At 42.6% G+C, this 25218-nt stretch carries 26 protein-coding genes and 1 pseudogene; 9 read left to right on the forward strand and 18 right to left on the reverse strand.

Annotated features, from left to right (window positions below):
• Positions 1-61 precede the first annotated feature (61 nt).
• Complete coding sequence (gene pdeH / locus AC0C66_RS18745; protein ID WP_014114987.1) at positions 62-1291, forward strand: cyclic di-GMP phosphodiesterase; 1230 nt, start codon at positions 62-64, stop codon at positions 1289-1291.
• Here pdeH and AC0C66_RS18750 read toward each other — a convergent pair.
• Together AC0C66_RS18750 and AC0C66_RS18755 are read right to left on the reverse strand one after the other, a co-directional pair.
• The gene (locus AC0C66_RS18750) at positions 1267-1635 is read right to left on the reverse strand and encodes a YuzC family spore coat inner layer protein (protein ID WP_014114986.1); all 369 of its coding nucleotides are present in this window, start codon (positions 1633-1635) and stop codon (positions 1267-1269) included. The genes pdeH and AC0C66_RS18750 overlap by 25 nt on opposite strands.
• Positions 1636-1749: 114 nt before the next feature.
• Positions 1750-1875 carry a hypothetical protein gene (locus AC0C66_RS18755; RefSeq protein WP_133063238.1) on the reverse strand — a complete coding sequence of 42 codons (126 nt, stop codon included), beginning with the start codon at positions 1873-1875 and terminating at the stop codon, positions 1750-1752.
• Between the two features lie 221 nt (positions 1876-2096).
• Between AC0C66_RS18755 and degQ the strand changes: the two genes are divergently transcribed.
• The 6 genes and pseudogenes from degQ (at position 2097) to AC0C66_RS18785 (ending at position 6884) form a co-directional block, all read left to right on the forward strand.
• Positions 2097-2237, forward strand: a complete 141-nt coding sequence (gene degQ, locus AC0C66_RS18760; RefSeq protein ID WP_003220708.1) for a degradation enzyme regulation protein DegQ — start codon at positions 2097-2099, stop codon at positions 2235-2237.
• A 183-nt stretch (positions 2238-2420) separates the two neighbouring features.
• Positions 2421-3281 (forward strand): polyprenyl synthetase family protein, encoded by an 861-nt coding sequence (locus AC0C66_RS18765; protein ID WP_072182291.1) that lies wholly within the window; start codon positions 2421-2423, stop codon positions 3279-3281.
• A 13-nt stretch (positions 3282-3294) separates the two neighbouring features.
• Entirely contained in the window at positions 3295-3456 is a 162-nt protein-coding gene (gene comX / locus AC0C66_RS18770) for a competence pheromone ComX (protein WP_072182269.1), read from the forward strand.
• Positions 3457-3463: 7 nt separating this feature from the next.
• Positions 3464-5763 (forward strand): annotated as a pseudogene (locus tag AC0C66_RS18775) (histidine kinase).
• Between the two features lie 80 nt (positions 5764-5843).
• The gene (comA, locus tag AC0C66_RS18780; protein WP_003220716.1) at positions 5844-6488 is read left to right on the forward strand and encodes a two-component system response regulator ComA; all 645 of its coding nucleotides are present in this window, start codon (positions 5844-5846) and stop codon (positions 6486-6488) included.
• 15 nt (positions 6489-6503) lie between these two features.
• Positions 6504-6884, forward strand: coding sequence for a hotdog fold thioesterase (locus tag AC0C66_RS18785; protein WP_003220719.1), 381 nt, complete (start codon positions 6504-6506; stop codon positions 6882-6884).
• A gap of 38 nt (positions 6885-6922) precedes the next feature.
• Here the strand turns inward: AC0C66_RS18785 and mnhG are convergent, their stop codons facing one another.
• From mnhG to AC0C66_RS18820, 7 genes are read right to left on the reverse strand one after another with little or no spacing between them, the layout of a single operon-like run.
• Positions 6923-7297 (reverse strand): monovalent cation/H(+) antiporter subunit G, encoded by a 375-nt coding sequence (gene mnhG, locus AC0C66_RS18790; RefSeq protein ID WP_072182177.1) that lies wholly within the window; start codon positions 7295-7297, stop codon positions 6923-6925.
• Positions 7281-7565 carry a Na(+)/H(+) antiporter subunit F1 gene (locus tag AC0C66_RS18795; protein WP_014114980.1) on the reverse strand — a complete coding sequence of 95 codons (285 nt, stop codon included), beginning with the start codon at positions 7563-7565 and terminating at the stop codon, positions 7281-7283. The genes mnhG and AC0C66_RS18795 overlap by 17 nt, the downstream gene beginning before the upstream one ends.
• The gene (locus AC0C66_RS18800) at positions 7565-8041 is read right to left on the reverse strand and encodes a Na+/H+ antiporter subunit E (RefSeq protein ID WP_014114979.1); all 477 of its coding nucleotides are present in this window, start codon (positions 8039-8041) and stop codon (positions 7565-7567) included. The genes AC0C66_RS18795 and AC0C66_RS18800 overlap by 1 nt, the downstream gene beginning before the upstream one ends.
• A gap of 5 nt (positions 8042-8046) precedes the next feature.
• On the reverse strand, positions 8047-9528 hold the full coding sequence (locus AC0C66_RS18805; RefSeq protein WP_041521055.1) for a Na+/H+ antiporter subunit D: 1482 nt from the start codon (positions 9526-9528) through the stop codon (positions 8047-8049).
• Entirely contained in the window at positions 9521-9862 is a 342-nt protein-coding gene (locus AC0C66_RS18810) for a Na(+)/H(+) antiporter subunit C (RefSeq protein WP_003220730.1), read from the reverse strand. Before AC0C66_RS18810 ends, AC0C66_RS18805 begins: the two co-directional genes overlap by 8 nt.
• Positions 9862-10293 carry a Na(+)/H(+) antiporter subunit B gene (locus AC0C66_RS18815; protein WP_014114977.1) on the reverse strand — a complete coding sequence of 144 codons (432 nt, stop codon included), beginning with the start codon at positions 10291-10293 and terminating at the stop codon, positions 9862-9864. Before AC0C66_RS18815 ends, AC0C66_RS18810 begins: the two co-directional genes overlap by 1 nt.
• Complete coding sequence (locus AC0C66_RS18820) at positions 10286-12691, reverse strand: Na+/H+ antiporter subunit A (protein WP_061188036.1); 2406 nt, start codon at positions 12689-12691, stop codon at positions 10286-10288. The genes AC0C66_RS18815 and AC0C66_RS18820 overlap by 8 nt, the downstream gene beginning before the upstream one ends.
• A gap of 229 nt (positions 12692-12920) precedes the next feature.
• On the opposite strand from AC0C66_RS18820, the gene AC0C66_RS18825 reads away from it, so the two are divergent.
• Complete coding sequence (locus AC0C66_RS18825) at positions 12921-13136, forward strand: hypothetical protein (protein WP_072182178.1); 216 nt, start codon at positions 12921-12923, stop codon at positions 13134-13136.
• Positions 13137-13173: 37 nt separating this feature from the next.
• Here AC0C66_RS18825 and maeN read toward each other — a convergent pair whose 3' ends face one another.
• From maeN to maeL, 7 genes are all read right to left on the reverse strand, one after another.
• Positions 13174-14520 carry a sodium/malate symporter MaeN gene (gene maeN / locus AC0C66_RS18830; RefSeq protein WP_014114974.1) on the reverse strand — a complete coding sequence of 449 codons (1347 nt, stop codon included), beginning with the start codon at positions 14518-14520 and terminating at the stop codon, positions 13174-13176.
• A gap of 154 nt (positions 14521-14674) precedes the next feature.
• The gene (nupQ, locus tag AC0C66_RS18835) at positions 14675-15634 is read right to left on the reverse strand and encodes a guanosine ABC transporter permease NupQ (RefSeq protein ID WP_014114973.1); all 960 of its coding nucleotides are present in this window, start codon (positions 15632-15634) and stop codon (positions 14675-14677) included.
• The gene (nupP, locus tag AC0C66_RS18840; RefSeq protein ID WP_003241062.1) at positions 15635-16681 is read right to left on the reverse strand and encodes a guanosine ABC transporter permease NupP; all 1047 of its coding nucleotides are present in this window, start codon (positions 16679-16681) and stop codon (positions 15635-15637) included.
• On the reverse strand, positions 16674-18206 hold the full coding sequence (gene nupO, locus AC0C66_RS18845; protein ID WP_072182201.1) for a guanosine ABC transporter ATP-binding protein NupO: 1533 nt from the start codon (positions 18204-18206) through the stop codon (positions 16674-16676). Before nupO ends, nupP begins: the two co-directional genes overlap by 8 nt.
• Positions 18207-18281: 75 nt before the next feature.
• On the reverse strand, positions 18282-19361 hold the full coding sequence (gene nupN, locus AC0C66_RS18850) for a guanosine ABC transporter substrate-binding protein NupN (protein ID WP_409509142.1): 1080 nt from the start codon (positions 19359-19361) through the stop codon (positions 18282-18284).
• A gap of 471 nt (positions 19362-19832) precedes the next feature.
• Complete coding sequence (maeM, locus tag AC0C66_RS18855; RefSeq protein ID WP_003220739.1) at positions 19833-20540, reverse strand: two-component system response regulator MaeM; 708 nt, start codon at positions 20538-20540, stop codon at positions 19833-19835.
• Positions 20533-22134 carry a two-component system sensor histidine kinase MaeL gene (gene maeL / locus AC0C66_RS18860; RefSeq protein WP_072182180.1) on the reverse strand — a complete coding sequence of 534 codons (1602 nt, stop codon included), beginning with the start codon at positions 22132-22134 and terminating at the stop codon, positions 20533-20535. Before maeL ends, maeM begins: the two co-directional genes overlap by 8 nt.
• Before the next feature lie 177 nt (positions 22135-22311).
• Here maeL and AC0C66_RS18865 point away from each other — a divergent pair, with 177 nt between their 5' ends.
• Positions 22312-22869, forward strand: a complete 558-nt coding sequence (locus tag AC0C66_RS18865) for a YufK family protein (RefSeq protein ID WP_003220744.1) — start codon at positions 22312-22314, stop codon at positions 22867-22869.
• 17 nt (positions 22870-22886) lie between these two features.
• On the opposite strand, the gene AC0C66_RS18870 is transcribed toward AC0C66_RS18865, so the two are convergent.
• Together AC0C66_RS18870 and AC0C66_RS18875 are read right to left on the reverse strand one after the other, a co-directional pair.
• Positions 22887-23300: a thiol-disulfide oxidoreductase DCC family protein gene (locus AC0C66_RS18870; RefSeq protein WP_003220746.1), complete on the reverse strand. Its 414-nt coding sequence runs from the start codon at positions 23298-23300 to the stop codon at positions 22887-22889.
• 20 nt (positions 23301-23320) lie between these two features.
• Positions 23321-25195 carry a transglycosylase domain-containing protein gene (locus AC0C66_RS18875; RefSeq protein WP_072182181.1) on the reverse strand — a complete coding sequence of 625 codons (1875 nt, stop codon included), beginning with the start codon at positions 25193-25195 and terminating at the stop codon, positions 23321-23323.
• Positions 25196-25218 lie beyond the last annotated feature (23 nt).

Raw genomic sequence — 25218 nt, forward strand, 5'->3', positions numbered from 1 at the left:
CGTCAAATTATTTGATATACTTAAGGGTGAAAGCTGCGCGTATTGTAAGGGGGATAAATCAATGAGGGTGTTTGTTGCAAGACAGCCTATTTTTAATAGAAAAGAACAGGTTGTTGCTTATGAACTGCTGTATAGAGAAAGCGAAGAGAATGTATATAGCGCGAAAGACGGCGATCAGGCAACAACAGATTTAGTAATCAACAGCTTTTTAAACATCGGAATTGAGAAGCTGACGGAAGGGAAACGCTGTTTTGTTAATTTTACGGAAAGCCTGATGTTTTCGAACCTTCCTACCTCCTTCAATCCGAAACAGCTTGTCATTGAAATCCTTGAAGATATACCGATCACGCCGGCCCTCATCTCAAGATGCAAAGAGCTGAAAAAAATGGGGTATATGCTGGCACTTGATGATTTTTATGCAATAAACCCGCAAAATGAAGGCTTATTGGAAAAGCTCATGAGCTATATTGATATATTGAAAATTGATTTTCTCAAAACAACACGAATGGAACGCAGAAAAATTTTGCAAACCTACGGCTGCAGAGGCTTGATTTTTTTAGCGGAAAAAGTAGAGACCCGAAAAGAATATAAACAAGCGGCACAAGACGGCTTTCAATTATTCCAGGGCTACTTTTTCAGCGAACCGCGCATCATCAGCGGGCATGATCTGTCGACTCATTTCTATTCTTACTATGAACTGCTTAACGAATTGAGCAAAGAACAGCCTAACATAAAGCGTGTGACCGAATACATAGAGCGGGATTTATCACTGTCCTATCAAATCCTAAAATTTTTAAACTCATCCCACAGCCGTTTGAGCCAGAAAATTGAAAGCATTCAACAGGCCATTATGCTGCTTGGGTTTAATGAAATCAAACGGTGGATATACATTCTTTCCTTTAAGGATTTAAGCAGAAAAGGGCATTCCAGCAAGCACGAGATCATTAAGATTTCTTTGATGAGAGCAAAGCTTTGTGAGCTGCTGGCGAGAAAAACAGCCCGGCCGCAGCCTGCGTCTTATATGCTGATCGGAATGTTTTCTCTCATAGACACCCTGCTGCACCGAGAAATAGAGGAGATTATTCAAGAATTGCCTTTAAAAGATGAAGTTGGGCAAGCGTTATTAGGCCATCAAAACGACTATTACCAAATGCTTGAGCTTGTGAAATTAATTGAAAGCAACAACTGGGACACTTGCACAGAATTAGGAAAAGAACTGGATAAAGAAGAAGCGTATGAATGTTACCTTGAAGCTCTGGAGTGGTGTCATAATCTGATGGACGCAAAATGATTGCGGTCCTCTGACCACCGCAAAGCAAGAATCATTCGGCTTTGCGTCCCGATGAGGGTGATGTAGATGCCGTCGGGATTAAAGACCGTATCCACTTCATGCCGTACGCCCATTTGTTTGATCAGGCGCTTTACAGATTGTTTGTCTGACTGCTCGGCTGCGGTCAGAATGCGGTGCGAGAGCTCCCGCGAGCCCGCAATGCGGCTGAGAACAAGCTGGGCATCGGCGAACAGCCCTGACGCCTCCCTCGCTGAACGGATAAAGACATCTGGATTGGCAGGAGAAGCTGGAGGGCGGCGAATCTCATACGGATAGGCGTAAAACCAAGGATAACGATAACTCATGGGAGCACCTCACACAAAAGGGATGTTTCTATATGTATAGATCCTTAATTGCCGAATATGACAAAGCGAAAAGGCCACAACTTTAGCGTTGCGGTCTTTTTCGGTGTTTGTCGGTCAGGATACGCCAAAAATCGCATATTCATTTTTGAAAATACAGTACCAAGGACTATAGTCTTGCTTAGTAAAAATGTGAAACCCGTTAAAATCAAGGAGATTAAGAATCTTTCTCAATTTCAGCACATATTAACGCTCTTCCGCATAGAAAGATAGTCCCGTTCTCGTTGTGATTCCTTTGAGCATAAGGACCTATTGAGATTTGCGGTGTCACGCAGGACTTTTTTGTATACTTTTCGGTGAAAAATAAGCCGAAAGCAGATACACTATTAGTAACAGATCAAATACCTAGGACTCGTTCACCATACACAATTCATTGATCTTTCAAAAAAAGGAGTGTGGAAACGATGGAAAAGAAACTTGAAGAAGTAAAACAATTGTTATTCCGACTCGAACTTGATATTAAAGAAACGACAGATTCATTACGAAACATTAACAAAAGCATTGATCAGCTCGATAAATACAATTACGCAATGAAAATTTCGTGAAAAAGACTTGGAAACAAGTCTTTTTTTTCGTTCTTCCCATACAATAAAAGGATAAAGTATTATATGATTGTTAAAAAACGAAAAACCTGCTGTCCTTTAAATGTCCCATTTAGTAAAATGGAATGGGAGGGGGAAGTCGTTATTGAGCAGATATGTTTAGATACTGTCCGGATCAAGGAGAAAATGAAGGAGATTGTAAGCCAAAAAATAAAGAATCAGGACTTGGAACGATATCTTCAGAATTTTATTGAGTCTAAGGATACTTTTGAGTTTGCTGATTTGGCTCTTCATCATTATTTAGCTTTTAACGGTCAGGACAAAAAAGCAATCGAATTGCTAGCTGCCGGAATTGAATTACTTATACTCTCATTCGATATTTATGATGACTTAGAGGATAAAGATAATAGAAATGCTGTATGGATGAAGATTGACTCGTCTATCGCTTTAAATGCAGTTACAGCTCTTTACACCCTAAGTATACAAGTGATGTGTCAAGCTAGTCATGAACCAGAATTTTCACAAGAGATATTGAATTTTGCGTTACAATCAATTCAAGGCCAGCATGATGATATTGTGAATGCGCCGCAAACTGAAGAAGCCTGTCTTGAAATGATCAAAAATAAATCAGGAGCGCTAACGGCGTTGCCCTGTGTAATGGGAGTAATGCTGGCAACAGGCAAATACCATCCCATCGTGGCTTCTTATTCTTATGAACTTGGCATTATGTCGCAGATCGATAATGATTATAAAGGTTTGTTTTACTTAAATAACGATTTTGTTCAGAAAAAAAATACATTGGCATACTTATACTTAAAAAAACAATTTAATGATGCTTCAGTTGAGCTACTAAGTTTATATCAAAAACCAGAGGAATTTGTTTCTATTAATACTAAGACTTTGAAACAAAAGTTAACAGAAGCAGGCGTTATACAATATTTGCTGGTGATGAAACATTTATCTCTCCAGAAAATAAAAAAAGAAATGTCACAATTAAAATTAGAAGATGATAAAACTGAAAAATTATTGTCTGTTATGATTAAATAAGGAGGGACTTATTATGCAAGAAATAGTAGGATACTTAATTAAATACCCAAATGTTTTAAGGGAAGTAATGGAAGGTAATGCTTGTTTATTGGGTGTTGATAAAGATCAATCAGAATGTATAATAAATGGTTTTAAAGGTTTAGAAATTTATTCAATGCTTGATTGGAAGTACTGAGGTTTAAATGAAGTCTAGAAATAACAAAATTTCTGTAGTGTTAGTTTTATTAAGTTTGATATATGTAATTTATTTGACCTATATAAGCAATAATAATTTATTAGTCGGTGCAACTGTTTCTAAAGGAAAAAATGGTGACATTGTAATTACCAATGTAGATGAATTTTCAATGGCATCATACAGCGGTATAGAAAAAGGAGATATCGTAAAGAGTATTAATAATAAAAAGATAAACACAAACGAAATAAAGATGAATAAACTAAAAAATGTAAGTTCAATGATTGTGGAAAGAAATGGACAAAATCTAGAGCTGAAAATGACCTTATTTAATGATAAAAATTTTACTACTTACTTAATACCATTAATATTTTATATCGTTTGTTTATTTTGTTGCTTATTTATATTGAAAATAAATGAATCAAAAAACCTCCTCTCAGCTGTAGTTTTAATTATCTTTCTGTTATCTGCTTCTATTGCATATATAAGCGCTGGAGGGTCTGCTAAGGGAGATATGCTGAGCAGGCTTATAATGGTGGTAACATTAATATCTGTGCCGCTAAACTATCTTCTCTTTCTTTATCAATATTTTAAAGAATTAGGCACCAAATTATTTGATAAAAAAGTTTTTATTTTATATTTGATTCCGGTCATAAATGTAGTATGTGAAATGTTTCGTTCACATCTTTTCTTTCGTGATTATGTTCCTAAATTAAATTTACTTGCTTTTTTCTTTTTATTTATCATAGTAGGGATTTATTTTAGTATCATTTTAATTAAAAATAAAGATACTGAACAAGCGCATATTATTAAGGTCCTCACTATCATTAATATCTTTTCTTTTTCACCTTTTCTGTGTTTATATTTGATACCTTACGTGTTTTTAAATGCACATTATGTTTCTTCTTTTTTAGCGGCTTCATTTATGCTGCTAATACCATTCTCATTGGTATATCAATTCATGACAAATAAAATCTATAATGTAGATTTTATTTTAAGCAGATTAAGATATTATGGCTTTTTAGCTTTAACGCCAACAATTATTTTAATAACAACAATTGAGTTGATTAGGAGCCCTGAGAGTGAGTTTTATAGTGTTAAACTAACCTTTTTAATTTATATTATAATGTTGGCGGTCTTTTATTATAAAGAAGTACTTGATTTCAGATTTAGATTAAAAAGGGTTTCTGAAAGGTTTAATTATCAAGACAGTATATATAAGTTCACGCAACTGATTAGAGATTCATCTTCTGTATCTCAGGTTTTTGGGGAACTGAAAACTACTGTTCTTGAGGTTTTGCTTGTTAGCAGAGCCTATATTTATGAAGTTTCTTTGGATGGGAATATAAAACCTTACGAAGAAATAAACTCAAATTCATACCACGATATCTACCAAAAACAGTTTAGAAAAGTCACATCCGAAATAGGGAAAATCGTTGAATTTAATAAAGGCTTTGTCATGAAGATAGGTGAACGCGGTGGTAAATCATTTGTGATCCTTTGTTTATCTAAAATGAATACGCCTCGTCTCACACTCGAAGAACTTTCTTGGCTGAAAACTTTGGCTTTTTATACAAACGTATCGATCGAAAACGTCATGAAAATTGAAGAACTGATGAGTCATTTAGAAGAAATAAAACAACAAGAATCAAACCCCGTATGGCTCAAAAAACTCATGTATACGATCGAAGAAAAACAACGCTCTGATCTCGCCCGCGATCTCCACGATTCCGTTCTTCAGGATTTGATTTCATTAAAGCGCCAGTGTGAGCTGTTTTTGGCTGATTTTAAGAAGGATAATAATCCGTGTCAGGAAGAGGTACAGGACAAGCTTGTACAGATGAATGAGCAGATGTCTGATGTGATTTCGATGACGAGGGAGACGTGTCATGAGCTGCGGCCGCAGCTTCTGTATGATCTTGGGCTGGTGAAGGCGCTGTCCAAGCTGGTGGCGCAGCAGCAGGAGCGGGTTCCGTTTCATATCCGTTTAAATACCGGCAGATTTACGGCTTCGCTTGATCTGGATTCGCAGTTGAATTTGTACCGGATCATTCAAGAGTTTCTGTCTAATGCGGTCAAGCACTCCCAGGCGACCGATGTGCTGATTATGCTCATCAGTATTCAAAACAAAATCGTTCTTCATTATGAGGACGATGGCGTAGGGTTTGATCAAGAAAAAAATAATGAACATTCCATGAGTATGGGGCTTTCTGGCATTAAGGAGAGAGAGTCAGGGCTTTAGATGGACGCCTTCGGATTGAAACAAGTGAAGGAAAGGGCTTTAAGGCTGATATTGAAATCGAATTGTAATGGTTTTATAACGGAAACGACTTGGCACAGGCCAAGTCTTTTTTATAAAATGGAAATGAGTGAGTAAAAGGGAGGAAAACATGAAAAAGATACTAGTGATTGATGACCATCCGGCTGTCATGGAAGGCACCAAGACAATTTTGGAAACGGATTCGAATCTGTCTGTTGATTGTCTCAGTCCTGAACCGAGCGAACAGTTTATCAAGCAGCATGATTTCTCGTCATATGATCTCATTTTAATGGATCTGAATTTAGGCGGCGAGGTCAATGGGATGGAGCTTTCTAAACAGATATTACAAGAGAATCCTCATTGTAAAATTATCGTGTATACCGGTTATGAGGTTGAGGATTATTTTGAGGAAGCGATTCGTGCGGGACTGCACGGTGCCATCAGCAAAACGGAATCTAAAGAAAAGATCACCCAATACATATACCACGTACTCAATGGAGAAATTTTAGTCGATTTTGCTTACTTTAAACAGCTGATGACTCAGCAAAAAACAAAGCCGGCTCCTTCCTCTCAAAAAGAACAAGATGTGCTCACACCTAGAGAATGCCTGATTCTTCAAGAAGTTGAAAAGGGATTTACAAACCAAGAAATCGCAGATGCACTTCATTTAAGCAAGCGGTCCATTGAATACAGCCTGACATCGATTTTCAATAAGCTGAATGTCGGTTCCCGGACGGAAGCGGTTTTGATTGCGAAATCAGACGGTGTACTTTAAATAAGGGGGGATATGATGGATACGAAACACACATTGCTTGAAGCGCTTGGTATTGAGATTGTTGAAAACACAGCGGAACGATGCGTTGCAGTCATGCCAGTGGATCATCGGACGGTGCAGCCGTTCGGATATTTGCATGGAGGCGCTTCAGTGGCTCTGGCGGAAACCGCGGCGAGCGCAGGTGCGCAGAATCTGATTGATCACACAACACAAGCTTGTGTCGGTTTGGAAATTAACGCTAACCATTTAAAATCCGTAAAGGAAGGAACGGTAAAGGCAGTAGCCGAACCCGTTCATATAGGCAGAACGACTATTGTCTATCAAATCCATATTTATGACGAGCAAGAGAGGCTGATCTGTATCTCCAGATGCACGCTGGCTGTCATCAAAAAATAAAAAAACAGCCGGAACTCTGCCTGTCCGGCTGCTTATTTTTATAAGTAAGAATCCTCTTTTCGTTTAATCACAAAGTTTCTGATCCCGTTATAGTCATCCTGTACGCTTCTCTCATTAAGCTTGACGCCGGAGTTGTACGCGGCACGGCAGATCAAGTGTCCTCCGACAGGCGACGTAATAAAGATAAAGAGAATCCCGAGCAGAATTTTAGCGGAAATGTTCCCCGTCACAAACCACAAATAGAAGAAGACACCAAGCAGAATCATATTGACGCCCAACGTTGAGCCTTTAGATGCAGCATGAGAACGTGTAAACACATCAGGAAGGCGAATTACTCCTAATGAAGCAACGAGGCACACAAGTGCGCCAAGCAAAATGAATACAGACACAACGACCTTAGCGATTTCGATCATTTTCGATAATCTCTCCTTTCTCCAGGAACTTGGAAAATGCGATCGTTCCGATAAATGATAAAATCCCCAGCAGCAAAATAATATCCAGAAACGCACTTGTTTTCAGCAAAATGGAGACAAGCGCCGTGATCGCGATCAGATTGATGCCGATTGCATCCAGAGCCACGACCCGGTCAGGCACAGTCGGCCCTTTAATAACACGAATGACATACAAAAAGGTAGACACTGCCATAATGCCGAGCGCGAGTTGCAGAATCAGCGTAAACATCAGCGGCTCACCTCCTGTATGGCTTTTTCAAATGACTCCCGAATATCAAAAATGGCTTTTTCCGCATCCTCAATATCCATCGCGTGAATATAAAGAATCGTCCTGTCATCTGAAATGTCCATCACCAAGGTTCCCGGCGTTAATGTAATAAGCAATGACAGCAGGGTGATTTCCCAATCCGTCGTAAGCTCTGTTTTAAAAGCGAAAATGCCCGGTCTGATATTCAGCTTCGGCGATAGGACTGATTTCAGCACACTGACATTGGCAAGGTACAGTTCCTTTAAAAAAATCAAAAGGAGTTTGATGATAGAAAACATTTTCCATAGATAAAACTGGCGAGTAAAAAAGCGCCGGAAGAAAAAGAGAGAGAGCATCCCCAGAATATAGCCTGTGAAGAATCCTGCGGCGCTTGGACTATTGCTCAAGAACATCCAGCAAAAAGCGAGAAACACATTTAATAAAATTTGAAATGCCATGCGATCTACTCCTTCAAAACAGCTTCAATATATTTTTCCGGATTCAGCAACGTCTCGGCCGCTTGATCAACGTAAGGTGACACCCATTCTGTACCCAATCCGAAGAGAAGAGACAGTAAGAGAAAAATAGCTGCCGGATAAAGAAGTCCTTTAGCTGTTCTATGATTTGGTTTTGGTGTTTCTTTTTCTTCGCCCCAAAACGCATGTATAAAGATCCTCAGCACAGAGTAAAGTACGAGCAGACTCGAAAGCAGAATCAGCATGGAAATCGTAAATTCACCTTCTGTGAAGCCGCCCTCCGCAATTTTCAATTTGCCGACAAATCCGCTGAGAGGCGGGATGCCCGCAAGAGAAATAGCTGAAATGAAAAACATCCATCCTAGAACAGGGTAGCGTTTGATCAGCCCGCCCATTTTGTGCAGGCTCGCTGTTCCAGTCAATGCGATCAGCGTCCCTGCCAGCATAAATAAAGCGCCTTTAATCAGCATATCGTGAATCAGATAATAAATCGCGCCTTGGATTGATGCGGGGGTATGAACTGCCACACCGAACAAAATCACGCCGACAGCAGTAATAATGTTGTAGATCACAATTTTCATGACATCCGAATAAGCGAGTGAACCGATAACACCGAAAATCACAGTCAGCGCCGCGAGCCAAATCATCAGCTGATGGGTAAAGGCTGTATCGTGAATAAAAATCAATGTGAAGACCCTAGTGATCGCGTATAAACCGACTTTTGTGAGCAATGCGCCGAACAACGCGGAGATTGCCGCCGGAGGCGCGTAATAAGAGCCTGGAAGCCAAAAGTAGAGGGGGAAGATTCCGCCCTTCATGCCAAATACCAAAAGCAGCAGGACACCAATCACAGTGATCAGCCCGGTTTGTCCTGATTCGCTGATTTTCACACTAAGATCGGCCATGTTTAACGTACCGGTTACAGCGTATAAAAAGCCGACGCCGATGACAAACAAGGCAGACGATACGATATTAAACACAATATATTTAAGGGACTCCCGCAGCTGAATTTTTGTGCCGCCTAATACAATCAGCATATAGGAAGCAATAAGCAGGAGCTCAAAAAACACGTACATATTAAATAAATCGCCTGTTAAAAACGCTCCGCTGACACCGGCAAGCAAAAACTGAACACCAGAGTAATAAAAGGAACGCTCCCGTTTTTCACCGACGGAACGGAAGGAATAAAGCACAACCAATAAACCAATTATCGATGTTGTGAGAACGAGCAGGCTGGCGAATTGGTCTGCGACCAGCACAATGCCGTACGGCGCTTTCCAGCCGCCCAAACTGAGTGTCTGGATACCATTTGTAAAGACAGTCTGTACGAGTATGCCACTGATCACAATCCCGATTGCCGATGCCGCAGTGCTGAAGATCCGCATGAGCATAAGATTCTTCGTCATGAAAATCAGCAGAATGGCCGACAGAAGCGGGATCAGGATTGGCAAAATAACAAAATTATTCATGTTGATCATTTCCCCTCATTTGATCCATATCGTCCGATTTCAATTCCTGATAAGCGCGAAAGGCCATGACGAGGATGAATGATGTAACGCCAAATGAAATGACAATTGCGGTCAAAATCAGGGCTTGCGGAAGCGGATCGACAAATGATTTGGCATGCTCGCTCAAAATCGGAGCGGCACCTTTCTTTAATCCTCCCATAGTCAAAAGCATTAAATGAACGCCATGGCTTAACAGTGCTGTTCCGATAATGACGCGAAGCAGGCTTTTAGACAGCAGCAAATACGTAGCAGCCATAAAAATAATACCGGCTAAAACAGCCATTAAGATTTCCATTATTCTTCCTCTCCAATCGTTTGAATAATGGTCATCGTAATGCCTACGACAACTAGATAAACGCCTAAATCAAATATCGTCGCCGTGGCGAGCTCCGTTTTCCCGAGGATCGGCAGCTGAAAGTATCCGAATGTGTGGGTTAAAAAAGGAGCCCCGAAGACAAAGGAGCCAACCCCGGTTAATACAGCGAGCAGAAGGCCGGCTCCCGCGATATAAATGAAATTAACCGGCAAAATGGAACGCACGGTTTTTAAATCATATGCCAAGAGCAATAGAACGATGGAAGAGGACGTGATCAGTCCGCCGACAAAGCCTCCTCCTGGTGCGTTATGCCCTGATAAAAATAAATAGAAAGAGAAAAGCAAAATGATAAAGGATACCAGCTTTGTCACGGTTTGAAGAATCAAGTCATTTGTTTTTTGTTCATTCACCGCTTTTCCCCTCCTCTTTTACTTTTGTTTTAATCATGCTGTAAATGCCAAGAGCGGCAATCGTTAATACCGTAATTTCAAACATTGTATCAAAGCCCCTGAAATCAACGAGGATGACATTGACGACATTATCCCCTCCGCCGAGATCGTGGCTGTGTTTTAAGAAGAAGGATGAAATGCTGTCTTTTGTCCGCTGGCTTGATGATGCGATACCAAGCAGGGTGACGATAATACCGACGCCTAAAGCAATGATAAAGTTCGTCAATCGGAACGTTCTCGTTTTCTTTTTCAGCCTCAGTTTCGGCAGATGATAGAAACAAAGCAGAAACAGTGCCACAGAAATGGTTTCAATGACAAGCTGGGTCAAGGCCAAGTCCGGCGCTCTGAAAATCACAAAAAACAATGCGAGCGCATAACCGACGACACCAAGTGAGATAATCGCCGTCAGTCTTGATCTGGCAAAAACAGTTGCCGCTGTGGCGCTGATCATGACAAGCGTCAAAATGATTTCGTATACGCCGATTTTAGCCATGCCTTCTGTTGTAAAGGAAAATCCGCCTTTGATGACAAAAGCTCCGCCCATCAGAATGATGAAACCAGCGAAGATATACAGCAAGTAATCCCTTAAAAACCCGGTCATATATTGCTTTGTGACTCGGTAAGACCCTTTCTCCATCAGCGTCACAAGCTTGTCGTATAACCGGTTGAGTGTGAGCTTCGAAGGAAACAGCTTATAGATTCCCTTCCACTTATTCAGCGACAAATATCCGATGGTGCCGATAACAATAATGCCTGCAGTCATCAGCACTTCTGTATTCAACCCGTGCCACTGTGAAATGTGAACATGGAATTTCTCATGGCTGTCCAGCAGTGTCGGATAGATCGAGTTCATCGCAGGCTCTATCAAGCTGTACGACAATATATTCGGGAAAAAGAAGAGACTGACAGCCAAAGCGACAAGAATGACAGGTGATACGAGCATGCCAATCGGCGCTTCGTGAGCCTGTTTTTTAAGCTGTTCAGGCTGGTAACTTCCTCTGAATGTTTTAAACAGCAATTTCATGCTGTAGATAAACGTAAATACGCTTCCGATCCAGGCGAGAACAGGGAATAGAATGCCCCATGTCTGTACGTTGAACAGATCGAAATGTGTCACGCGAAGCATGCTTGTGAAAAACATTTCTTTACTCAAAAACCCGTTAAACGGCGGAAGGCCGGCCATTGAAAATGTTCCGATTAAGGAAATCGTAAATGTAATCGGCATTATCGCCATCAGGCCGCCGAGCTTCCGGACATCCCGTGTGCCTGTTTCGTGATCGATAATCCCGACTGCCATAAACAAGCTTCCTTTAAAGGTAGCGTGATTGATTAAATGGAAAATGGCAGCCATGGCGGCAACTGTATAATATTCTGTATGGCCGTAATGAAGGGCCGCAGCACTGACTCCGAGCATGGAGATGATCATTCCGAGCTGGCTGACGGTTGAAAATGCCAAAATCGATTTTAAATCAGTTTGTTTCACGGCATGGAATGAACCCCAAACCATCGTAAAGAGCCCGACGAGGGAAACGATCCAAAACCACTGAGCAGAAAAAGCGAAAATAGGACTGAATCTCGCAATCACATAAATGCCGGCTTTGACCATAGTAGCTGAATGGAGATAAGCGCTGACAGGTGTCGGAGCTTCCATCGCATCAGGCAGCCAGATATAAAAAGGGAATTGCGCGGATTTCGTAAAAGCCCCTAATAAAATGAGAATCATAGCCGGGATAAACAAGTCGTGGCCGGCAATTAATTGAACCTGATGAATCATCTCTCTAATACTGAAGGAATCCGTTATCAGATAAAGGAGAATAAATCCGCCGAGCATGCACAGCCCGCCGCTGACCGTAATCAAAAGTGATTTGGCGGCGCCGTAGCGCGACTTTTCACGCTTATACCAATAGCCGATCAGCAAAAAGGACGAAAGGCTGGTAAGCTCCCAAAACATGTAGAGAACCATGACATTGTCTACAAGAACGACACCGAGCATGGCGCCCATGAACATCAATAAGTAGACATAAAAGGGCCCAAGCTGTTCTTTTTCTTTCGATAAATAAAAAATACTGTAAAGAGTGACCAAAGAGCCGATGCCTGTGATCAGTAAGGCGAATAATAATCCGAGACCGTCTATATAAACGGTAAAGTTAATGCCAAGTGAAGGAATCCACTCAAATACCGACCGCAGTGTTTCTCCAGATTGTGTCATCCTGATCATTGGGAGAAAGTATATAAACAGCAAGACGGGCAGGATCAACACAAACCAGCCCGTGTGCACTCTTTTTGCGTATTTTGCCAAAAAGGGAATGATAAAAGCAAATAAGAAAGGCGATAAAATAGCAAAATGTAAGAGCTGCAAAGTTAAACCTCCTTTTTCTCTTTCTCAATTGAAAAATGCGCTATGTATCAAATATACGGTCAAACGACCTAGTCCAAATTATATCGCACTTTTCTGCAAGCTGCCATGCTTCGAACTGCGCAATGAGCTTTTATGAGTTCTTTTGACCTCAAAATAAGTCTAACAAAAATAATGTCATTTGTATATTTAAAATCATTCCTGATCAAGCTGAATGTAAGGAGCTGGTCATGTGAAAAGAAAGGTATTGATGTGTTCAGGTTTATTCTGCTCAGTATTTGCTGGGGCATTCATTTTGAATCAATATGACGGGCGTAGCGGTGCGGAGGCTAGTGAGGAGTGGGAGCTGTATTTATTGGAGCACCACCTGTCAGCCAGATTGAGTGAAATGGAATCAATGGATCTGCCGTTTGGCCCCCGAGAGTATATCCGGATTGTGAACAGATAAAAAAAGAGTTCCGCATATAACGGAACTCTTTTTCTGATTATGAAGTGAAAAAACGAAGCAGAACTGTCGCACAAATAACTGTACCTGCACCGCCGAGGCGGGTGGAAATTTGGGCGAACGGCATAAGGCCCATTCTTCCTGACGCTGATAAAATCGCAACATCACCAGTTCCGCCGAGACCGCTGTGGCAGCAGGTAACGATTGCAGATTCAACCGGGTACATGTTCATCAGCTTGCCCACAAAATATCCAGAAGCAATCATTGCGATAACAACTGAAATACAAATGATGACAAACGGAATAGAAATCACAGATGCCACGTCATCCAACGGAATAAAGAGGATGCCGAGACCGACCATCAGCGGCCATGTAAAGCTTGAAGAAATAAATTTATAAAGCTGGTAAGCGCCATCCTCCATTTTTTTCGGAAGAATATTTGCATATTTGACAGCCGCAGCTGAAATAATCATTAAGATCGCGCCCGGTATGAAGATGAATTTCTCCAATAACCCGCCGAAAATAAAGAATGTACACGCGAGCAGAACGCCGGCTCCCATCAATTTAAAATCAATTTTTGCTTCCGCTTCTTTTTGGTTGAAAATCTCATTTGCTTTTTTAGATTTGACGAGGCGTCCGTTTCCATTTAGATCAGGCCGCTTATCGCCAAGCTTTTTCATTAAGGCAGCACAGATGATAGCAAAAACGTTTCCGATAATAGCAGCAGGGACCAGCTGAGACACATACACATCAGCGGATGAACCGAGTATTTGTGAATAAGCGATTGAGAGCGGTAAAATTCCTTCGCCTATTCCCCCGGCAATAATCGGAACAACAACAAAGAAAAAGGAATCGTAGGCACTGTAGCCAAAAATAAATCCGACAAGGATGCCGGCCGCAACTGCTGCGATCGTTCCAGCAACAAGCGGAACGAACATCCTGATAAACCCTTGTATTAAAACAGTTCTGTTCATTCCGAGGATACTTCCCACAACCAGACAAGCGATATAGAAATAAAGGAAGTTAGACGTTTTCATCAGATTGGTTACAGCGTCTAAAGATGTTGAATTCAGCACATTGTAAAAGACTAAAAATGAAGGAACAAACAAAGATAAAATGGCAGGGCCGCCAATATCCTTCAATATCGGTATGCGTTGGCCTATGTCTCCAAGAAACACGCCAAGAATCATGATGATGGCAAACCCGCCAAGCATATTTGCCGGCAGCTCATTGTAATAGGCTGCAAGAATAATAATAACAGCTAATACTGTGTATAATGGCAGAGGAATCACACCGATTTCCCAAGACCAGATTTTTTGAAACAGGTTTTTCCCCTGTGGGTCTTTTTGCTCAGGTGAAATTGTCCCCGTTTTTGGAATTGCTCCCATGTCATACACCCCCATGTATTGTTTGTTACAGTCTACAAGAAAGCGTTAACACTTCATATTTTTTTAAGTTAAAAAACTGATAAACAATTAAATTAAGAGGGTCTTTTGGATTAGAAAAAAATCCCTGAGAAGCGTCTTCCCAGGGGAGAATGTTTTATCTTTTTCCTTTAATATAAGGCACGCCATTGGCTTTTGGCGCATCAGCCCGCCCGATAAAGCCGGTTAAAGCGAGAATCGTTAAGACATAAGGGGCCATCAGCATATACACATTTGGTATGTCTTTAAAAAGAGGGAGAAGCGATCCAATGATGCTTAAGCTTTGGGCGAATCCGAAAAACAGGGCGGCCCCCAGTGCTCCAATTGGATGCCATTTTCCGAATACAAGCGCTGCCAGTGCGATAAAGCCTTGTCCGGAGATGGTAGAGTGCGTGAAATCAAGCGCAATCGTGGAGGCATATACGCCGCCGCCGAGACCGCCGAACAATCCGCTGATCATCACGCCGATGTAGCGCATTTTATATACGTTGATTCCCATCGTATCGGCCGCCATCGGATGCTCTCCGACAGAACGGATACGAAGGCCGAACGGTGTTTTGAACAAGATAAACCAAGAAATAAAGGCCAATGCAATTGCAAGAATAGACGTATAATAGACATCCGAAAAGAAGATTTTTCCCAATACAGGAATGTCGCCCAAGCCGGGAATTTTCGTTTTATAAAAAGGCTCAGGGATTTTGTCTGTCTGCGCTTTGCCGTAGATCAGTTTTACAATAAATAAAGTTGCCCCGAGCGCCAGCATGTTAATGGCGACGCCGCTGACTGTCTGATCGGCGCGAAACGAAATGGCCGAAGCCGCGTGAATCAGTGAGAACAGCGCGCCTGCTGCCATGGCGGCAAGGAGTGAAAGCCAAGGCGCGGCGGCACCCAATTCCGGACCTAAAAATAAATTAAATAACACGCTGGTGAACGCCCCGATAATCATGAGGCCTTCAAGACCGATATTCACAACTCCTGATCTCTCGGAAAACACGCCGCCGAGAGCAGTTAAAATAAGCGGGGCGGCATAGACGAGTGTGGCTGGGACAATGATGGATAAAATCTGCACAAAGTCCACTTAGTTCGCCCCCTTTTTCTTCAATTTGTCCATGACAAAACGAATTGCGTAGCTTGAAGCCACAAACAGAATGATAATGGCAATCACAATATCGACAACCTCTGATGGAACGCCTGATTCAATCGGCATATTTAAAGCGCCGATTTTCAGTCCGCCCAGCAGGCATGCAGCCAGCACAACGCCGACAGCTGTGTTCCCCCCGAGAAGAGCGACAGCGATACCGTCAAAGCCTACGCCGGTAAATGCGCCTTTCACGGCTGCGTATTCGAAAGTCCCAAGCCCCTCCATGGCTCCTGCAAGACCTGCAAAAGCACCTGAGATGAGCATGGAGGTCATGATATTCTTCCGCACGCTCATACCGGCATACTGGGAAGCGTGCTGGTTGAATCCGACCGCTCGAAGCTCAAATCCCTTTGTTGTTTTGTTGATGATAAACCACATGACAACTGCTGCGAGAAGAGCAACGATGATCCCCCAATGCAGCCGTGAATAATCGGTTATCTGTTCAAGAAACGGCGATCGAAGGGAGGCGGATTCGTGAATTTTCTCCGTCTTATCCTGACGATCTGTCAAGACGTTTGAAATGATGTAATTGGTCATATGCAGCGCGATATAATTCATCATAATGGTGACAATGACTTCATGAACGTAGAAGCGCGCTTTCAAAACACCGGGAATAAAACCCCATAATCCTCCTGCAGCCGCCGCTGTAATCAGTGCGAGCGGCATGTGAATATATGCCGGTCCGTCAAACGCCGTCCCGACCCAAACAGCTGCTGTCCAGCCGACGAGCAGCTGGCCCTCGACGCCGATATTAAAGAGTCCAGTTCGGAATGCAAAGGCGACAGCCAACCCCGATAAAATATAAGGTGTAATTTGCCGGATGGTTTCTCCGACATAATAGATTTCTCCGAATATTCCATTCCACAAAGCCGAATATCCGCTGATCACACTATATCCGCTCGCAAGCATAATCAGCGCGCCGGCCGCAAGACCGAGTATGATTGCAATGAGGGGCACGAGTAAATGAGAGAGACGTTTAACCATTTGCTTTCCCCGCTTCCTTTTGCATGCTTCCTGCCATCAAGAGACCGAGTTCCTGCTCAGTGGTGTCCTGCGGATCGACCGTGGCGATAATATGTCCTTCAAAAATAACGGCGATTCTGTCACTGAGATTCATAATTTCTTCAAGCTCAAACGAGAGGAGAAGAACGGCTTTTCCAGCATCGCGCTGCTCAATGAGCTTTTTATGGACAAATTCAATCGCTCCGACATCAAGGCCGCGAGTCGGCTGGGCGGCGATTAATAAATCAGGATTCCGGTCTACTTCCCGCCCGATAATCGCTTTTTGCTGGTTTCCGCCTGACAATGCCCGGGCGTGTGTATATTCATCCGGCGTTCTGACATCGTACTCGCTGATCAGGCTGCGTGCTTTTTTGTACATTTCGCCTTTATGTAATACGCCAAATGCTGCATACGGCTTTTTGTAATAGCTTTGCAGCACGATATTTTCTCCGATCGGAAAATCAAGGACGAGACCATGTTTATGGCGGTCCTGAGGAATATGCCCGATTCCGGATTCGGTCACTTTTCTTGGCGTCAGGTTTTGGATTTGTTTTCCGTTTAAGGTGATTGTTCCTGAATCTGTATTGCGAAGGCCTGTTATTGCTTCAATCAGCTCCGACTGCCCGTTTCCGTCAACGCCGGCTATGCCGACAATTTCTCCTGCTTTGACAGAAAGCGATAAATCCCTGACTGTCTCTACTCCGCGGGTATCCTTTACAGTCATTCCGTCAATCGCAAGCACTTCCGCTCCTGGCTGAGCAGCCTTCTTTTCGGTTTTGAATGATACTTCGCGGCCGACCATAAGACTGGCGAGCTCGTCTTTGTTTGTATCACGGACATCAAGTGTTTTGATGCCTTTTCCTTTGCGGATAATGGTAACGCGGTCACAAACCCCCATAATCTCTTTCAGTTTATGGGTGATTAAGATAATTGATTTTCCCTCGTTGACCAGATTCTTCATGATTTGCATCAGTTCTTTGATTTCATGAGGGGTCAATACAGCCGTCGGTTCATCAAAAATCAGAATGTCTGCCCCGCGGTAGAGGGTTTTTAATATTTCTGCGCGCTGCTGCATGCCGACAGATATGTCAGCGACTTTTGCTCCGGGATGAATCTGAAGGCCGTATTGGTCGGAAATGTCCTGCACCTCTTGGACAGCACGCTTCCGGTCAATTCTGCCAAACTTTTTTGGCTCTTTGCCGAGAATAATGTTTTCAGCAACTGTAAAGGTGTCAACAAGCATAAAGTGCTGGTGTACCATCCCGATGCCAAGGTCATTCGCTTTGTTCGGGCTGTTGATGTGCACCTTCTCGCCGCGCACCCGAATTTCACCCCGCTCCGGCTGATACAGCCCGAAAAGGACATTCATCAACGTTGATTTCCCCGCTCCGTTTTCACCGAGCAACGCATGTATTTCGCCTTTTTTGACCTGAAGATTGATATTGTCATTGGCGACAATACCAGGAAACTCCTTGCGGATATTGAGCATTTCAATGACATATTCCACTGATTTGACCGCTCCTTTAATCAAAATAAAAGAAAAACAAGGGATAAGGGCTCGACCTCCTTATCCCCGCGATTCTTATTCAGCTTTGAAGGTTTTCAGCTCTTTCTCAGTTGCCGGCACTTCCAATCCGTCGATGATTTTTTTCTTCCATTCATCAACCGCTTTAATCACATCACCCGATAGATTTTGTTGAGATGAGGAAATGCCGACCCCGTCCTGATCAAGGCCGTAGGTGAGGGTTTCGCCGCCCGGGAACTTTCCTTCGCGTGCTTTTTTCGTTAAATCTTCAACCGCTGTATCTACTTTTTTGACCATGGAAGTGAGGGTGACGTTATCATCTGTTCCTTCTACCTGGCCTTCTGCGTATTGGTCTTTATCGACACCGATGACCCAGACATCGCGTTTCGGATTTTCTTTTTTTAGGTTTTTCGCTTCAGTAAAGACACCTGTCCCAGTAGCGCCTGCAGAGTGATAAATAACATCTACGCCGGATTTATACATGCTTTCGGCGGTGGCTTTACCGACATCGGCTTTATCGAAACCGCCTGCGTATTTCACTTCGACAACGGCTTTAGGGTTTACAGCCTGCACGCCGGCACGGAAGCCGACCTCGAATTTTTTGATTAACTCTGATTCCATGCCGCCTACAAATCCGATTTTTCCTGATTTGCTTGATAGGGCTGCGGCCACTCCAACGAGAAATGAGCCTTCCTGTTCTTTAAACGTAATACTTGCGACGTTGTCTTTATCAACCACAGCATCTATGATCGCAAAGTTTGTATTTTTGCGCTGATCAGCAATTTCGCTGATTGAGTCCTCCATTAAGTAGCCGACCCCGTAAATCAAGTCGAAATTCTCGCGTGCTAATTTATTTAAGTTCGTTGTATAGTCTGCATCTGATTTTGATTGAAGGTAGTCGTAACCGTTTTTGCCTTTTTCCAGCCCGTTCTCTTTGCCGAAGGCTTGAATGCCTTCCCAGGCTGATTGGTTGAAGGATTTGTCATCTACTCCGCCTACGTCAGTAACCATCGCCACACTGAATTTATTTTTATCTTCGCTGGAGCCGCTGCTTTTTTCGCTGTTTCCGCATGCTCCTAATATGGTGCCTGCTGCGATCACAAGTGACATCGCCAATCCGATTTTTCGTTTATTCAAAGATATAACCCCCCAGAAAAATTTGGTTCAAAGCTGATCCGGCCAGTCATGTGATGGGATGTCTGTACAATTTCTTAGAATCGATAAAATTTTCTGATAATAACAAATGGAATGCGCTGAGACAGTTCTGATCTTCCCTGAATAAGCGTGGTGTGAGTGTTTCCTTCGAAAGGAGGGGAAGAGAAGGATGCGGAAGGCGTTCCAGGCGGAAAACCGTGACATCTTTTTCTGAAGTGAGACTTATGACTTAGTTTTGGGATCAACTAACCAATCATAATTTATCATTTTACTCACAAGAAATAAATAGAATTTCGCATAATTTTTTTAAAAATATCTATTTTTAGAATTGTTTGCTCAAAAATGTAAAAAGGCCCTATATTATTCTTGTATAACTAATCACCAATAGAATCAAGCAGCTTGGCAAGAGATATGACAAAAAAACGCACTGCTCGGAGTGAACAGTGCGTTTTTTTATAGATATTGCTTAATTCCATTAAGGTTTCCTGTGTTGACGTTGTACTGAAACACAGGTCTTCCGATTGTACCATACGCCATTTCTACATTTAGAACCTGTATATCTTCAAGAAACTTCAAGTATTTTCGTATGGATACTTGAGAGATTTCTGTGTGCTTTGCCAGGTCTTCTGTTGTAAAAGATTCATTTTCAAATGACTGGATACTGGACCAAATCAGCTTCAGCGTGCTTTTTGTCAGGCCTTTAGGAAGCTGTACTTTTTCTGTTGCTTCTTTCTTTTGGAAAAGCTCGGCGTCCAGTTCTTTCTGGCTCATGTTGCGATGGGTTGAATATACCTTTTGTTTTCGTCTGTAATCAGACAGGGCAGTTTGGAAACGTTCAAATTCAAACGGTTTGATTAAATAATCGACAGCACCGTAACGAAGTGTTTTCTTGATAACGTCAAGCTCGCTGGCCGCCGAGATGACAATCACGTCAACCGCTTCATTTTGGGCCCGCAGTTCGGTTAGCAGTTCCAGCCCGTTTTTACCCGGCATATAAATATCGAGCAAAATAAGGTCGATGTGATGCTCTCCTAAAATATGCAGAGCGCTTTGAAAGGAAGAGGCGATGCCTTTCAGCTGAAAGCCTTCTATTTGGCTTAAGTATCGTTTATTTAATTCACCCACCATGGGGTCATCTTCAACTATTAGTACATTAATCATGATTTTCCTCCTTCGGTTCGTACGGGACGCGAAGACTGAATGTCGTTCCTTCATTCTCTTCGCTTGTGAGGATCATTTGGCCCTTTAAATTTTCGATGCTTTGCTGTGTAAAATAAAGGCCGAATCCCCGGTTTTTGCCCTTTGTTGAATAGCCTTGCTCAAATACTTTGGCTTGGTCTTCTTCAGACATGCCTGCTCCAGTATCGGTAATTTCAATGTCCAGTATGCTGTTATGAAAGCGCATGGACATGGTGATTTGTTTTTTCGGCATATCGGCAACGGCGTCTAGGGCATTGTTGATGAGATTTCCGATGATTGTAATGAGTTCATGGATGACAGAAGGGTCTGCCGCGTTCGGGATGACACCTTTGCATTCTATATCAAGATTTGCGCCCTGCTCCCGTATGAAGCTCTGTTTTCCGAGCAGAAAACCGGCCAGTACGGAGCTTTTGACATCGTTTATAATTTCGCTTGTTTCTGATTTTTGCTGAATGGCAATATCTTTAATATAATCTCCAAGATCGTCATATTCTTTCAGCTGGACGAGGCCTAATATCACATGCAGTTTGTTCATGAATTCATGAGACTGCGCTCTCAATGCGTTTGCATACATTTTAACACCGGAAAGCTGTTCAGCTAAATGTTTTACCTCGGTTTTGTCCCGGAATGTCGCAATCGCTCCGACGGTTTGTCCTTTCAGCTGGATGGGAACTTCATTAAACACAAGCTCTAATCCGTTAATGCGGACGTCTCTGTCTTGAAGCGGTTTTTTTGTCTCAATGACCTTTTTCAAGCGGCTTTTCGGCAAGATGTCATTTACATCCTGATCAACGGGATTTGTGTTGATGCCCATTTTCACGAATAGACGCTTTGCTTCCGCGTTGGCAAGTTTGATTTTACCGTGTTCATCGACAGCAAGTATTCCTTCCTTCGTCGATTCCAGCATCGCGCTCCGTTCTTCAAGAAGAGTGGCAATTTCATAAGGTTCAAGTCCGTACATGATATTCTTCACCGTACGTGCGACGATAACAGCCCCGATTACACCGACGAAAATGCTGACACAGATAATAAAGTAGAGCGGCCGTAAGCTGTGGCTGATCACTTCATCAATTTCATTTACGGTGATGCCGACCGCGACTGCACCGACCTGTTTTCCATTCTCCGCGTAGACAGGGACGAATGCTCTTTGTGATTTCCCGAGCGTGCCAGAGGCAGTGCTGATGTGGACATGACCATTTAATACTTCCGATTCATCACCGCCCCTGAATTTTTTTCCGATTTTGTTCGGGTCGGGATGGGTTTTACGAATGCCGTCCATATCCATGACGACAACAAATTCCGTGCCCGTGATTTTCTGAACCCTCTTTGTGTAGCTTTGCAGTTCCTTCTGGTTTTTTCCGCTTTCTAAAGCAGAAGCTGTGATCGGCGCCTCGGCTACCATTTCAGCAGTCTGCAGCGCAGTGGCTTTTTCCTGATCTCTAATCCGTGTGGTGGTTTGGGCACCTACTGTAAAAAATGTAATGAGCAACGCGATTAACACAACGATACAAACAAATATGGTGAGTCTGGTTTGCAGTTTCAATGTTTTTTTCATATAAAACTTCCTTACGTTTTATGATTCCTGCGTACTACTTTACTCTCAAAATGCTGCTTTGTGAAGATTTGGGATCGTAATTCGTAAAAAGGAGAAAAAATGGAATAATTTATCTTGTCAATGTGTTTTAAGTCCTCCATAATAAATGAGGTAGATTATAGAAAGGGACTTTTTTATATGAAAAATACTTATTTGACAGGATACTTTCCGCTGATTGCGATCCTGCTTTTTAGTTCGTCGTTATCCATTTCAACTTCACTTTATGCGTTGAAGATGCTGTCCTCATTTGGAATGTATGATGGAATGCTCGATTATTTTTCAGAGAAAGGGATCAGGCTTGCGTTATTTGCTGCCTTTGCACTTTTATATTTTATGGTTCTGTCCGCTCTGAAATTAATTGCGAATACCGTGACTGAGCTGTCATTGCTGTTTTTTGCTAATGATCCGGAAGGGAACAATCTGAAAAAAATCAGAATGGGTTCCATGATTTATTTAGGCGGCGGGATTTTATCCTTTGTGCTCTTGCAAAATGTCATCTGGATTGTGATCTGGTTTGCGGTCGTTACGCTCGCTTACTTTGTGTTTATTGTATACCGGATTTATTCGACGCTTTCCCTCATGTCATTAGTCGGATTCATTCTATTGGAACTGCTGTTTTGGTTTACCTTTGTTATCGGTATTCTGTTCATATTTATCAAGCTTTATAATAGCATAATGGCTAGCTTACCTGTGTAAGCTAGCCATTTTTTCGTTTACGGTAAAAATCTTTTTTTGATAGAAGGGGAGGGGAGCATACATTCATTTTTTTTGCCAAACCACTTATAACGGTTCCTGGCAATGAAAGAATAGACCATATCTCTGAAAGGCTTCGGCACTGCGAAAAACAGGACGAAGAGGCGCCATAGGCCCCGCAGATGCCTGAAAACCTTAATGGCTGCAGTTGACTTTGTGTACACTTGGCCGTCTTCAATAAAGACAAAGCTGTCAAACTGATCAGTCGGGAGCCCGCTTTTTTTCAGCAAGCTCTGTCCTGTTTCCGACTGCAACGATGTAAAAGAAATCAGTCCATCTGGATCACGTTTAATGATAAATTGCACGGCGCCATTGCATAAATTGCACACGCCGTCAAACAGCAAAACGCGATTTGGAATTTGTTCTGATGCCACGCCAGATCCCCTCCGATCCTTTAATAAGCCGCTTGCAGCGTTCCTTTAAAGATGGAAAGCTGAGGGCTGATGCTGTGAAGATATTCAACGCTGCTCGGTGTATCTTTTCCGACCCAGACACCCATTGTGTACGTATCTGTCAGGCCGACAAACCACATATCGTGATAATCATTTGATGTTCCTGTTTTACCGCCGATGTAAGGCGCTTTAAAATATCCTTTTTTCCCTGTCCCGCTTTTCATAACGGAAGACATTAGTTTTTTCAGCTGCATGTTTGTGCGGACACTGAATATTTGAGTCGATTTATCATTCCATTTATAAAGCGTTTTTCCTTTAAGGTCTGTCACCTTTGTAATCGCATGGCTCGGCGTATAGCTTCCGCTGTTGCCGAATGTCGTATACGCCTTTGTCATCTCAAGAGGCGTCATGCCGTTTGTAAATCCGCCAAGCGCGGCCGGGAGAAGATAGTCGCTGTCGACAAGTTTGGCAAAATGATACGGCTCAATATAACTGAATGCTTTTTGGATGCCGACACGGTCCAGCATTCTGATGGCCGGTGTATTATATGAATTTTTAAATGCCGTGTCGAGCGTCACTGTCCCGTACGTACGGTTATTGTAGTTTTGCGGACAGTAATCTCTGCTGCAAAACTTGCTGGCATCAATGGTGCTGCTTGCTGTCGCGCCGGTCTGTTCAATATAAGGACCGTAATCAAGAAGCGGCTTAATGGATGAACCCGGCTGTCTGTATGCCTGGTAGGCGCGGTTAAAGTCATATTTTTGATAATTTTTCCCGCCGGATAGAGCGATGATTTGATGCGTCTGGTGATTAATCACAGCCGCTCCGCCCTGTACGTCCGCATACGGGAGCTTGGCATTCATTTGTGCCACAACCTGATTTTGCATGTACGGATTAAGTGCAGTATAAATTTTCACGCCGTCTTTCATCAGAGTGCTGACTCTTGCGGACAGCTCGTTTTCGATTTTTTCTTTTTGTTTCCCTGACGCTTTTTGAAGACGTTTATCATAGCCTTCTGATTCAGACACCAGTTGAGTGAATTCATCATTGACATAGGAAACGTAGTCCGGATATTTGTCTTCTCTCTTTTCGACATCCAGCTTGATTTTTTGTTTGACGGCTTTTTTCAGCTCTTTATCCGTAATGACCCCGGCATCTTTTAACCCTTTAAGCAAACGTTCTTGACGGCTTTTCGTGTAGTCAAAATGCTTGAGAGGATCATATAATGTAGGGTTATTAGGTATAGCACAGATAAAAGCCATTTCTCCCACTGTGAGAGATTTCAGCGGTTTGCTGAAATAGAATTCAGCCGCTGAACCGACACCGTAAACGCCATTGTTAAAGTAAATGGTATTTAAGTAAGCTTCAAGAATTTCATTTTTCGTATACTTTTTCTCTAGCTGATAAGAATACGCGAGCTCAGTCAGCTTACGGCTGAAGGAGCGTTCGTGGCTTAAATACAAGTTTCTTGAAAGCTGCTGTGTGATGGTGCTTGCGCCCTGATCAATTTTCTTGTCTTTTACGTTAGAAGCGGTTGCCCGCACCATTCCCATAAAGTCAAAGCCTTTATGCTCGTAAAAATGCCGGTCCTCAGACGTTAAGAAAATCTGTTTGACTTCCTCGGGAATCTTGTCAAATGGAACGAGTACGCGGTTTTCATGGTCGCTGACGATTTCCGAGACCAAGGAGCCGTCCCTGTCATACATGTAGCTGTTCTGAACAAGGCTGATATCTTTCAGATTAATATTTTTATCAAGCACCTGATCCAGGGACTTCATTTGTTTTACTTCTTTTCCGGAAGCGATAACTGTAAATGCAAACAATGGGATTATGCAAAGGAGCAAAATCCATCCGATTATTTTTCGTAACATGGTCACTCTCTTTTCTCCTAAATTCTAGC

Source organism: Bacillus sp. VA13 (assembly GCF_055710085.1).

Bases quoted from the DNA above. Each gene is read 5' to 3' on its own strand.
- pdeH (WP_014114987.1), top strand. From the start codon at position 62: ATGAGGGTGTTTGTTGCAAGACAGCCTATTTTTAATAGAAAAGAACAG.
- AC0C66_RS18750 (WP_014114986.1), bottom strand. From the start codon at position 1,635: ATGAGTTATCGTTATCCTTGGTTTTACGCCTATCCGTATGAGATTCGC.
- degQ (WP_003220708.1), top strand. From the start codon at position 2,097: ATGGAAAAGAAACTTGAAGAAGTAAAACAATTGTTATTCCGACTCGAA.
- AC0C66_RS18765 (WP_072182291.1), top strand. From the start codon at position 2,421: ATGAAGGAGATTGTAAGCCAAAAAATAAAGAATCAGGACTTGGAACGA.
- comX (WP_072182269.1), top strand. From the start codon at position 3,295: ATGCAAGAAATAGTAGGATACTTAATTAAATACCCAAATGTTTTAAGG.
- comA (WP_003220716.1), top strand. From the start codon at position 5,844: ATGAAAAAGATACTAGTGATTGATGACCATCCGGCTGTCATGGAAGGC.
- AC0C66_RS18785 (WP_003220719.1), top strand. From the start codon at position 6,504: ATGGATACGAAACACACATTGCTTGAAGCGCTTGGTATTGAGATTGTT.
- mnhG (WP_072182177.1), bottom strand. From the start codon at position 7,297: ATGATCGAAATCGCTAAGGTCGTTGTGTCTGTATTCATTTTGCTTGGC.
- AC0C66_RS18795 (WP_014114980.1), bottom strand. From the start codon at position 7,565: ATGTTTACGCTGATTCTGCAACTCGCGCTCGGCATTATGGCAGTGTCT.
- AC0C66_RS18800 (WP_014114979.1), bottom strand. From the start codon at position 8,041: ATGGCATTTCAAATTTTATTAAATGTGTTTCTCGCTTTTTGCTGGATG.
- AC0C66_RS18805 (WP_041521055.1), bottom strand. From the start codon at position 9,528: ATGAATAATTTTGTTATTTTGCCAATCCTGATCCCGCTTCTGTCGGCC.
- AC0C66_RS18810 (WP_003220730.1), bottom strand. From the start codon at position 9,862: ATGGAAATCTTAATGGCTGTTTTAGCCGGTATTATTTTTATGGCTGCT.
- maeN (WP_014114974.1), bottom strand. From the start codon at position 14,520: ATGGGAGCAATTCCAAAAACGGGGACAATTTCACCTGAGCAAAAAGAC.
- nupP (WP_003241062.1), bottom strand. From the start codon at position 16,681: ATGGTTAAACGTCTCTCTCATTTACTCGTGCCCCTCATTGCAATCATA.
- maeM (WP_003220739.1), bottom strand. From the start codon at position 20,540: ATGATTAATGTACTAATAGTTGAAGATGACCCCATGGTGGGTGAATTA.
- maeL (WP_072182180.1), bottom strand. From the start codon at position 22,134: ATGAAAAAAACATTGAAACTGCAAACCAGACTCACCATATTTGTTTGT.
- AC0C66_RS18865 (WP_003220744.1), top strand. From the start codon at position 22,312: ATGAAAAATACTTATTTGACAGGATACTTTCCGCTGATTGCGATCCTG.